This is a genomic window from Flavobacterium succinicans LMG 10402, from assembly GCF_000611675.1.
In the GTDB taxonomy this organism is placed as follows: domain Bacteria; phylum Bacteroidota; class Bacteroidia; order Flavobacteriales; family Flavobacteriaceae; genus Flavobacterium; species Flavobacterium succinicans.
This window is the reverse complement of sequence record NZ_JATV01000007.1, coordinates 164,124-175,196: the sequence shown is the minus strand read 5'-3', so window position 1 is coordinate 175,196 and position 11,073 is coordinate 164,124. Positions and strand designations below refer to the sequence as shown.

Sequence of the window (11,073 nt, the reverse complement as noted above, 5' to 3'; positions counted from 1 at the left end):
ATCAATAGTAAAGACTTGATTATCCCCATCATTATTAGGTGAAAATGCATTGTGAACTAAAATATCACAAGAACTATCACTGTCATCAAAATCACACGGATCTTTCACTACAATAGTTACTGTTGCCGTAGCACAATTGTTTGGATTAATGACATCACAAATACTATACGTTAAAACATATGTCCCAACCGGTGTGCCTACTGGAATAGTGATTTTTCCTTGTGCATCTACACTTACGCCTGCTACTCCATTACTATCAACAATACTCACTACTACTTGAACTGAATTAACCGATCCGTTGTTTATTCTATCATTAACTAAAACATCTAAAACAGCTCCTTTGGATGAATTAATAGGTTGGTTGCTGTAATCGTCGTTGGTTGCTGTAATTATAGGTGCTACTACTGTGATTCTGACTGTGGCTTGATCACAAACAATAGGAGATTTTTTAGTACAAATTTCATATACGATAGTATAAGTATCGGCTGGCATTCCCTTCTTCACTTCTATTGATCCATCATTACGTAACGTAAATCCTGCTGGAACGGATATAGGAGTTAAAGTAATGGTATTATACGTTTCTGGAGTCAAAACAACACCATCAAGAGTATCATTCAACAACACACTAGCTATAGTTTTGTCAAACAAACTTTCCATCTCATATAATCCATCATCTGCAGCCTCAATTGCAGCAACTTTTATTGTAACTATAGCTTCATCACAAACTGTTGGATTGATTTTATCACAAATAGAATATGCTATAGTGTAAATACCAGCTGGTGTATTCTTTGGAACTTCTACATTACCGGTTGTTGTATTCAAAACTGGAACCAATGCTCCATTCACAACAGGCAATGCTGGACTTACAATCGAAATATTTACTAAACTAGTAGTAGCTGAAACTCCATTAATTGTATCAAACTTAGTCGAATTAGCTTCTAATACATTTCCAGCATTTGATGAACCAATTGTTCCAATTACAGTAGGTAAAATATCATCCTCAGCTTTAACTACTGGGTTTTTAACCGTAATGGTTATAGTTGCATCAGAGCAATTCGTTGGATTTAATTTCTCACAAATCGTATAGAAAATGGTATAAACTCCTGCTGGTACACTTGCTGGAATTACAATTTCTTTAGTAAGACTATCAACCTTTGGAACAGGAAAACTTTGTCCACCAGGTAACACTATATCTGTTACTGTAACAGTAATTTGATCAAAAGTAATTGACTTACCATCAAGTGTGTCAAATCCATTTCCATAATCCGAATTGAATGGCCTAAACTTAACCTCTTTTATGGTATTATCAACTGTAATTTCATCATTTTTTGCAATTATTTCTGCCACTCCAACAACAACAATACTGGTTACAATATCACAATTTAATGGATTATTCACCTCACAGATTTTATACTCAACATTGTAGTTTCCTGCTGGAGTATTAGGATCAACAGTTACTGTACCATCAGCATTCAAAGTCAATCTTGAAGGAACATTTACTGAAGTTAATGTTACTTGACCTGGATTCGTTCCAATCACTACTGGATTGCCATTTACTGTATCATTTGCTAACAAAGTCGCTGTAGTTCCTCCTGGTAAGCCGTTGATAACTACAGTCGTTTCGGTTACGGCATCGATCGTTGGTGCAGTAACAGTTAGCGTTACGGTTGCTGATTCACAATTCGTTGGATTTAATTTTTCGCAAATTTCATATACAATTGTGTAGTCTCCTGCTGGTGTGTTTGTTGGTACACTTACTTGTCCTGTCGCAACATCAATACTTGGTACTGGTGCTCCAAGTACTTTTGGAGCTGCTGGTGTAGTTACCGTTAGGTTTACTAAACCAATAACTACTGCGGTCCCATTTAAGGTATCTGGATTGGTTGGATTATTACCTAATACATTACCTGCATTTGATGTTCCTGTCGTTCCATTACCACCTGAAATAGTATCGTCTTGTGCAACTATTGTTGGAGCTTCAACTTTTACCGTTACGGTAGCTGATTCACAATTCGTTGGATTTAATTTTTCGCAAATCTCATATACAATTGTGTAGTCTCCTGCTGGTGTGTTTGTTGGTACACTTACTTGTCCTGTCGCAACATCAATACTTGGTACTGGTTCTCCAAGTACTTTTGGAGCTGCTGGTGTAGTTACCGTTAGGTTTACTAAACCAATAACTACTGCGGTCCCATTTAAGGTATCTGGATTGGTTGGATTATTACCTAATACATTACCTGCATTTGATGTTCCTGTCGTTCCATTACCACCTGAAATAGTATCGTCTTGTGCACATATAACATTTGAGATAACAATAGGATCTGATGCTAAAGAAACACAACCTTCACTTGATTTAGCTGTTACTGAATAAGTTCCAGCAGCAAGCAAATTGAATACTCCAGTAGTGTTGGTATAAGTTGATCCATCAATACTATAAGTCATACCTACACCTGTAGGAGCAGTTATGGTTATTGTTCCAGCTACTACAGCACAAGTTGGTTGCAAAGTTGCAGAGGCAGTTGGTTTAGCTGGCAACGCATTTATAGTTAAAGGCGTTGTTACTTTTGTTGAACATCCTGAAGTGGTAACCGTATATTCTACCGTTACTGTTCCAGCCGTTACTCCTGAAACTACTCCTGAGGCATTGATTGTTGCTGTTCCTGTTCCATTTGCAATAGTCCAAGTTCCGCCTGCTGTTGTATTAGTGAATGCAGCTGTTGTTGCTCCAACACATACCGTAGTAGCTCCTCCTGCAATGGCTGCAACTACTGGCAACGCATTTATAGTTAAAGGCGTTGTTACTTTTGTTGAACATCCTGAAGTGGTAACCGTATATTCTACCGTTACTGTTCCAGCCGTTACTCCTGAAACTACTCCTGAGGCATTGATTGTTGCTGTTCCTGTTCCATTTGCAATAGTCCAAGTTCCGCCTGCTGTTGTATTAGTGAATGCAGCTGTTGTTGCTCCAACACATACCGTAGTAGCTCCTCCTGCAATGGCTGCCACTACTGGCAACGCATTTACGGTTACTGTCACAAACGCTGCCGCTGCTGATTCACAATCTACTCCATTCAAAGTAGAAACGGTTATACGTCGGTATTGAGTGGTTGCAGTTAAACCTGTTGGCGCATCATAAGTTGCTAAAGTAGCTCCTGATATTGTATTCCAAGTACTAAATGGACTTACAGAGCTCTCCCAACGGTAACTGATAGTTCCGAATCCTGTACCATCTGTAGTGCTAGTAAAGGCTGCTGGGTTACCTGAATTACATATTATTTCGTCTTTTGAAATTGCTCCCGCAGTAGGAGGACAACAAATATTAACTAAAGGATTTTTACTATCTCCAAGAGCTTGAGGAGAGCCAGCTTTAGTCGGCACCCCATTAGCATTGACAACATTACCTAAATTACTTTTAATAGGCAAATTATATGTACCAGATGTTGCTCCTACATTACCTCCAGAAATAGTTGAAGTAACAAGATCCGAACCTGTAAAATTAGCTGCGCCTTCTATAGCATCTGGGCAACCATCATTATCTGTATCAAGATCTAGATAATCTGGAATACTATCACCATCTGTATCAATAGCCGTAACACAAGTTCCTTTTGAAACTATAATATTATCCGTGTATTCATCAAACGAAACACCTATAGCTGCATTGGACAACCAAGGATAATTACTAGCAGGACCAAAATTAATTCCATTAGCAGTATATGAAGTCTCTGGAACACCAGCAACAGAGTATCTATAAGACTCATTATCAGCGTAAAGGGTTAAAATCCCTGAAGCATTTGGTCTTATATAGTATGATGTTTTTTGATGAAACCATCCTGCTACTCTTGAAGGAACACTAATAGTAGACAAAGCTGAATTAGGCTCTCTAATTAACGGCGCCATTGTATTATTTGTATCTGAAGATGAGTGACCATATATAAAAACAGCATCTGGAGCACCTACATAGTCATCTGCCCAAACGAAATCTTGCCCTGAAGCACCTAATGCAGTTCCAAATTCATTATTATTATTAGAACCGTCACTTTGAAACAAAGAAAAATCGCCTTCTACAGTATATTTAGCTCCATCATAAAGATTTAAACCTTTATAGACTACAAAGGAGGACATTGCTAGATTATCACCAAAATCAGTTCTATTGGCAAGAGCAACATTGGTAAGTGCCCCATTATAACCAGCTACATTAGCAAAAATTCCCGAATAAGAAGAGCTAGCATTATCTGGATCCGAATTATATCCTTCCAAAAAACCTTCTGTACCGGTAACTCCAGAAAAAGAACCTTTTGGAATACCTACACCAACAACGGCGTTTTCAAAAGCACTTGATTTAATAACAACCGATGATGAAGGAATACAATCATTCTCTAAAGCATCCAAAATCCCATCATTATCATCATCTAAATCACAGGCATTTGAAATTCCATCACCATCTGTATCTAATCCTAAAGCAGGATTCGAAGTTACAACCACATTGGCAGATGCAGCAGAAACACAACCTCCCGAATTAGCAACCGTATAAGAATAAGTATTTCCTGCTACTAAACCCGTTATAGTTTTTGTAGTGCCAGTTCCCGTAATTCCTCCTGGATTAATGGTCCAAGTTCCAGTAGTTGGCAAACCATATAATTCTACACTTCCTGTTACCAAAGCACAAGTAGGCTGAGTAATTGTCCCTATTATTGGAGCCGCTGGATTTACACACGAAGAAACTCCCAAAGTAAACACATCACCAGAGTTGAAGGTAATGTTATTAAATACAGCTTGGCTACCAACAAAAGAACTTACTGGTACTCTAGTTACTGTACCTGTCGTAAAGTCTCCATTACCGTCGGTATCAATCAACAAAACCAAATTAGAAGCGGTAGCACCCGTTAAAGTGATCCCAGTAAGATTAAAATTCAAACTTACATTTGAGATATTACTACCATCCGTATTGCTTAACTGCGTTTTCCATTCCCTATTTAATCTAGTGGAAATTGAAGATGGCAATTCTGTTCCTTGCTGTACAGGAAGGGCAGCACTACCCGTGTTGTTGGCAATAAGCATAAATTCTTTATCGCCGTTTATGGCAGTTCGGGCAGCATCCAGATTTAAACTAGTTAAATCCGAGTTGGTAGAAACGGTTAATATTGTGTTGTTATTTATACTTTTTGAAATGCGTTGATTCAATCCATAAAGATCATCACGCCCTAATCCAAAGACATCATATTTATAAGTTGCATTTGATGTCCAAACATCAGACCCTGCTGAATTTACATAACTATAAGATACATTTCCCGCAGTAGCACCCAATGTATCGGTACCTCCAGTAATGGTTACCCCATATTTTATGGCAAGATAGGACTCTACAGTTTTTCGTTCTACCTCTGTTAGAACTCTATCATAAACTAAAACTTCAGCGATTAAACCATTCAACTTACCTTCTGACGAAAGATTACTAGGGTCTGCCGAAAAATGTTTTCCCAACCTTACCATAGAAGGCAATGGTCTACCTGATCCAGTATTTGTAATATTAACCACTGCCTCATCTGTAGAACCATTTGCATACAAGCTATAAGTAACTGAACTTTCACCAGCGACATTTCTTTTTAAAACCCCTATCGAAGGCAATGTAAGCAAATTAAAATCGCCTGGGTTATAATAATCGCCTTCAGATCCTCCACCAAAAGAAAGTCTTCCGGTAGAAGGCACTCCCAAAGACATATCCGAATTAGTAGTCGCAGAACTACCACTAGGGTCGGAAATATCACCACCATACAACAATCCCGTAGAGTATTGACTAGAACCTACACCCGCAGTTTTAAAAACAACAAAAACGGTTTGGTTATTTAATGCCGGTGTACTCATCTGTACGGCATTACCCGCGCCCACGTTATTAACAAATTGAACAACCGGATTAAAATTGATATTATTATTACCTGCATCATAACGATAGGTTGGCATCGTTGGCAGAGGAGGTTCAGCATTTTCTCCTGGATGCTTTGTGGCAGCCACTCCATTTTGAGCGGTACCTCCCGACAGATCGTACCAAGTAGTAAGAGTTGTTCCTGTTGCTGGAACACCAGCTAGAGAATTTACCCCCTTATCCCCCTTAAACCATAAAACATTGTTTGCAACTTGAGAAAATAAAAAGGTTTGATAAAGAAAAACAAGAGAAAAAAAGAAAATTCTCTTGAGCGAAAAAGTAGTTTTTGGCATAATTAAATGATATTATCCTTAGTATTAGCATTTTAACCAAAACAATGATTTAAAAGAAAGATCAACACAATGTTTAACAATGTTTATTGTGTTAAAATATTTAAAATACTTAATTGGCGGCGCAAAAATAAATATTAATATTTTAAAATTGCTTTAAATCATTAATTATTAACCAAATCGCATGCTTTTATCGATATACTACACATTTAATCGATGAAATACACTTTATCAACTTCATAAGACTAAAATATTTCATGTTAAATAACTTATTTCACATAGTATTAGACATGTTAATTACTACTAAAATTGTAGTAAACAATTGTGAATAAAAAAGAAGGGAAACAATAATTTTAATGAAGAATATTCTTTCTTTTTAATAAAATATAAATCACAATCATTATAACAATTCCAGACTTTAAAAAAGAAAAAAAATAAAGCATTCCTGCCTTAAAAAAACACAGCGGAAAAATATATTGCATTTTTAAAAACCAACTCCAACAACAAAACAATTTGAAATCTAGTCCCTATAATTTGTAACTAATCCACTAAAACTAACCTTCTAATAGACAAGGTTAAAATAACTTCCAAATAAAAAAAATGCATTGAAACGAATTTCAATGCATTTTGAAGGGAATACTATTTTTGCTTTTTTCTATACTCTTTACAGAAAAAGTAAAACTATACTATCTAGAATAATTAGGCGCCTCTTTAGTGATCGTTACGTTATGAGGATGACTTTCATTAATTCCACTTGCCGTGATGCGAACAAAACGACCTGTTTCTTGTAAAGTTGGAACGTCTTTTGCACCGCAATATCCCATACCTGCACGAAGTCCACCGATGAATTGTTGCATGCTTTCGTTCAACTCGCCTTTATATGGTACGCGTCCAACAATTCCTTCTGGAACTAGTTTCTTCGCATCGTCTTCTACGTCTTGGAAATAACGATCTTTCGATCCTTCTTGCATGGCTTCAACAGAACCCATTCCTCTGTAAGATTTGAATTTTCTTCCTTCAAAAATAATAGTCTCACCAGGCGATTCTTTGGTACCTGCTAATAATGACCCTAACATTACGCAATCCGCTCCAGCGGCAATAGCTTTAGGAATATCTCCTGTATATCGAATTCCTCCATCAGCAATTACTGGTACACCTGAACCTTTGATAGCAGCAGCAACTTCAAGCACTGCAGAAAACTGAGGGAAACCTACACCCGCTACAATACGAGTCGTACAAATCGAACCAGGGCCAATACCTACTTTTACACCATCTGCACCATTTTCTACCAAGTACTGAGCTGCTTCTGGTGTTGCAATATTGCCAACAATAACATCAATTTGTGGGAACTTGGATTTTACTTCTTTTAATACATTAACCACTCCTTGAGTATGACCGTGAGCAGTATCAATAATGATAGCGTCTACTCCAGCATGAACTAAAGCTTCTGCTCTTTGCACTGCATCTCCAGTAACACCAATGGCTGCTGCTACACGTAAACGACCATAAACATCTTTATTAGCGATAGGTTTTTGAGTCAACTTAGTAATATCTCTAAAAGTAATCAAACCCACCAATTCGTACTGATCATTTACTACAGGCAATTTCTCGATTTTATGACCTTGCAAAACCACTTCAGCTTGTTCTAAAGAAGTTCCTTCAGCAACCGTAATCAAATTATCTTTGGTCATTACCTCAACAATAGGTCTTGAACTATTTTTTTCAAAACGCAAATCTCTGTTGGTCACAATTCCTTTTAGAATTTTATTTTCATCAACGATTGGAATTCCTCCAATACCATATTCTTTCATAGCCATTTTAGCATCGGCAACCGTAGAAGTCAAAGGCAAAGTAACAGGGTCGATAATCATTCCTGACTCAGCTCTTTTCACTTTTCGTACTTTGGCTGCTTGTTGCTCAATCGTCATGTTTTTGTGCAACACTCCAATACCTCCTTCTTGAGCCATAGCAATAGCCATAGCACTTTCGGTCACTGTATCCATAGCTGCGGATACAATAGGCACATTTAAAGTTATGTTTCTTGAAAATTTGGATTGAATACTCACTTCGCGAGGAAGAACGCTGGAGTAATTTGGAACTAATAATACATCATCGTAAGTTAAACCTTCACCGATAATCTTGGAATTGTGTGCTTTCATGGTGCAATTTCTAGTTGAATTGCGTGCAAATATAGACAATCTTAAGCAAAAAAACAGACAAACCCACTATTAATTATTTAAATTGCATTGTCTAACAAACTTGGAGCTACTTTTTTCAATACTAAAAACAACACTTATTAATTATAATCATGTTCGAATCCAGTTCAACCTCTATCCAAGGGCTTTCTTCAGAAAAAGTTATTGCCTCTAGAACAAAAAACGGTGCCAATTCAACCGAACATCAACAAAAAAACAACTTTTTGCACTCGCTCTTCGAATTGATTAAGGAGCCTATGTTCATATTATTACTCACCGCTACGAGTGTGTATTTTGTAACTGCAGATTATAATAATGGAATTTTTATGCTTTTGGCTATTATTTTGGTCGTATCCATTTCCTTGTACCAAGAATCAAAAAGTAGAAATGCCATTGAAGCGCTGTCTAAATTAACACAACCCAAAAGTAAAGTCATTAGGAATGGAATTGTTGTTGAGATTCCGAGTGAAGAAATTGTTTTGGGCGACTTTATACAGACGGAAGAAGGCACTTTTGTTCCCGCCGATGGAATCATCATCCAATCCAATGACTTTTCGGTCAATGAATCCATATTAACTGGAGAATCTTTATCGGTATCAAAAAATGAACAATCCGAAAACAAACAAGTGTATCAAGGAACCATAGTCGCAAGTGGACTGGCTATTTGCCAAGTTACCGCCATTGGAAGTCAAACACAATTAGGAAAAATCGGAAAAAGTCTAGACAACATCGTCGAAGAAAAAACGCCATTACAAATTCAAATTAGCAATTTTGTCACCTATATTTCTTTGATTGGTTTGGTTGCTTTTATCATTGTCTGGGGAATCAACTATTGGAATTCAAAGCTAATTTTAGACAGTTTGCTTAAAGCATTAACGCTTGCCATGAGTATCATCCCAGAAGAAATTCCAGTAGCTTTTACCACTTTTATGGCACTTGGTGCTTGGCGACTACTTCGAATGGGAATTATTGTAAAACAAACCAAAACAGTTGAAACTTTAGGAAGCGCCACCGTAATTTGTACCGATAAGACAGGCACCATCACCGAAAACAAAATGAGTCTTGCCGAATGGTTCACTCTTGATGCCACAACTGTTACAGCAACTCATTCCAACTTAAACCCCAAAAAACAAGAACTAAATAACGCAGCTATGTGGGCGAGTGAACCCATTCCGTTTGATCCTATGGAAATAGCATTGCATGACGCCTACACCATTTCCATTGCAACTGACGAACGTCCTCAATATAAAATGATACACGAATATCCTTTGAGTGGCAAACCACCCATGATGACACATGTATTCGAAAACAAAGAAGGACATCGAATTATTGCAACAAAAGGAGCACCAGAAGCCATTATTGCCTGTTCTAAACTATCTGAAACTGAGAAAGAAAAAATCAACACGGCTTTTCTCGCTATGACCAAAAAAGGATTTCGAGTATTAGGCGTTGGGACAACCGATTTTAACGGAACCAATTTCCCTAAAACACAGCAAGAGTTTGAACTAGATTTTAAAGGTCTTGTTGCTTTTTATGACCCTCCAAAAAAGAACATCAAAGCAGTTTTAGAAACTTTTTATAAAGCCGGAATTACCGTTAAAATAATCACAGGTGATAATGCCGAAACCACCGCTACGATTGCTCAACAAATTGGCTTTAAAAACCCTGAAAAAATACTCAATGGAAACGAACTAATGCAAATGAGTCCAGCTAGATTGAAAGAGAAAGTAATGGAAACTACTATTTTTACTAGAATGTTTCCTGAGGCTAAACTCAAAATCATTCAAGCGCTAAAAGACAATAATCAAATTGTAGCTATGACTGGTGATGGAGTAAACGATGGACCCGCTTTAAAATCAGCACACATCGGAATTGCTATGGGCAAAAAAGGGACAGAAATTGCCAAACAAGCCGCGAATTTAATTTTGGTTGACGATGATTTTTCTAAAATGACCGACGCCATTGCTATGGGAAGAAAAATCTATATGAATCTCAAAAAAGCCATTCGCTACATTATCTCTATCCATATTCCTATCATTTTAATCGTGCTTATTCCATTAGCTTTGGGATGGATGTATCCCAATATATTTTCACCAGTCCACATCATTTTCTTAGAAATGATTATGGGTCCCACCTGCTCTATCATTTATGAGAATGAGCCTATGGAAGACAATTTGATGACACAAAAACCAAGACCATTGAGCACCACTTTTTTCAGTTGGAAAGAAATCACCATTAGCTTAATTCAAGGACTATGGATAACCGCAGGATTGTTGTTCATTTACCAATTTGCCATAGCCAATCAGTATAGTGAAAGTGGCACTCGAACTATGGTGTTTTTGACCTTGATTTTCTCGAATGTGTTCTTGACATTAGCCAATCGCTCTTTTTACTATTCGGTGCTAACAACTTGGAAATACAAAAATAATCTTGTAGTGCTCATCATCGGAATCACGCTTTTCATTACAACTTTACTGCTTTTTATTCCTCCATTATCTAAATTTTTCTTATTCGAAAAAATCACTTTACTTCAAATTGGATGGTGTACTCTGGTAGCTGTAATTGCAGTCTTTTGGATTGAAATTTATAAATTCTTCAAAAGAAGAAAGAGCTAAAAAACACAAATTTCAAGAATAAAAAATCCCAAATCCCAACTATAACTTTGGAATTT

General features: G+C 37.0%; 3 protein-coding genes. 1 reads left to right on the top strand and 2 read right to left on the bottom strand.

The features are described from left to right. Both AO58_RS17085 and guaB read right to left on the bottom strand, forming a co-directional pair. Positions 1-6,210: beta strand repeat-containing protein (locus tag AO58_RS17085; protein ID WP_035717537.1), on the bottom strand; the 6,210-nt coding region annotated here is incomplete at its 3' end. A 683-nt stretch (positions 6,211-6,893) separates the two neighbouring features. Then, positions 6,894-8,366: an IMP dehydrogenase gene (gene guaB / locus AO58_RS0108895; protein WP_024981380.1), complete on the bottom strand. Its 1,473-nt coding sequence runs from the start codon at positions 8,364-8,366 to the stop codon at positions 6,894-6,896. Positions 8,367-8,515: 149 nt separating this feature from the next. Here guaB and AO58_RS0108890 point away from each other — a divergent pair, with 149 nt between their 5' ends. Beyond that, positions 8,516-11,017 carry a cation-translocating P-type ATPase gene (locus AO58_RS0108890; protein WP_024981379.1) on the top strand — a complete coding sequence of 834 codons (2,502 nt, stop codon included), beginning with the start codon at positions 8,516-8,518 and terminating at the stop codon, positions 11,015-11,017. Positions 11,018-11,073 lie beyond the last annotated feature (56 nt).

Coding starts and splice junctions, on each gene's coding strand:
- AO58_RS0108890 (WP_024981379.1), top strand. CDS start 8,516: ATGTTCGAATCCAGTTCAACCTCTATCCAAGGGCTTTCTTCAGAAAAA.
- guaB (WP_024981380.1), bottom strand. CDS start 8,366: ATGAAAGCACACAATTCCAAGATTATCGGTGAAGGTTTAACTTACGAT.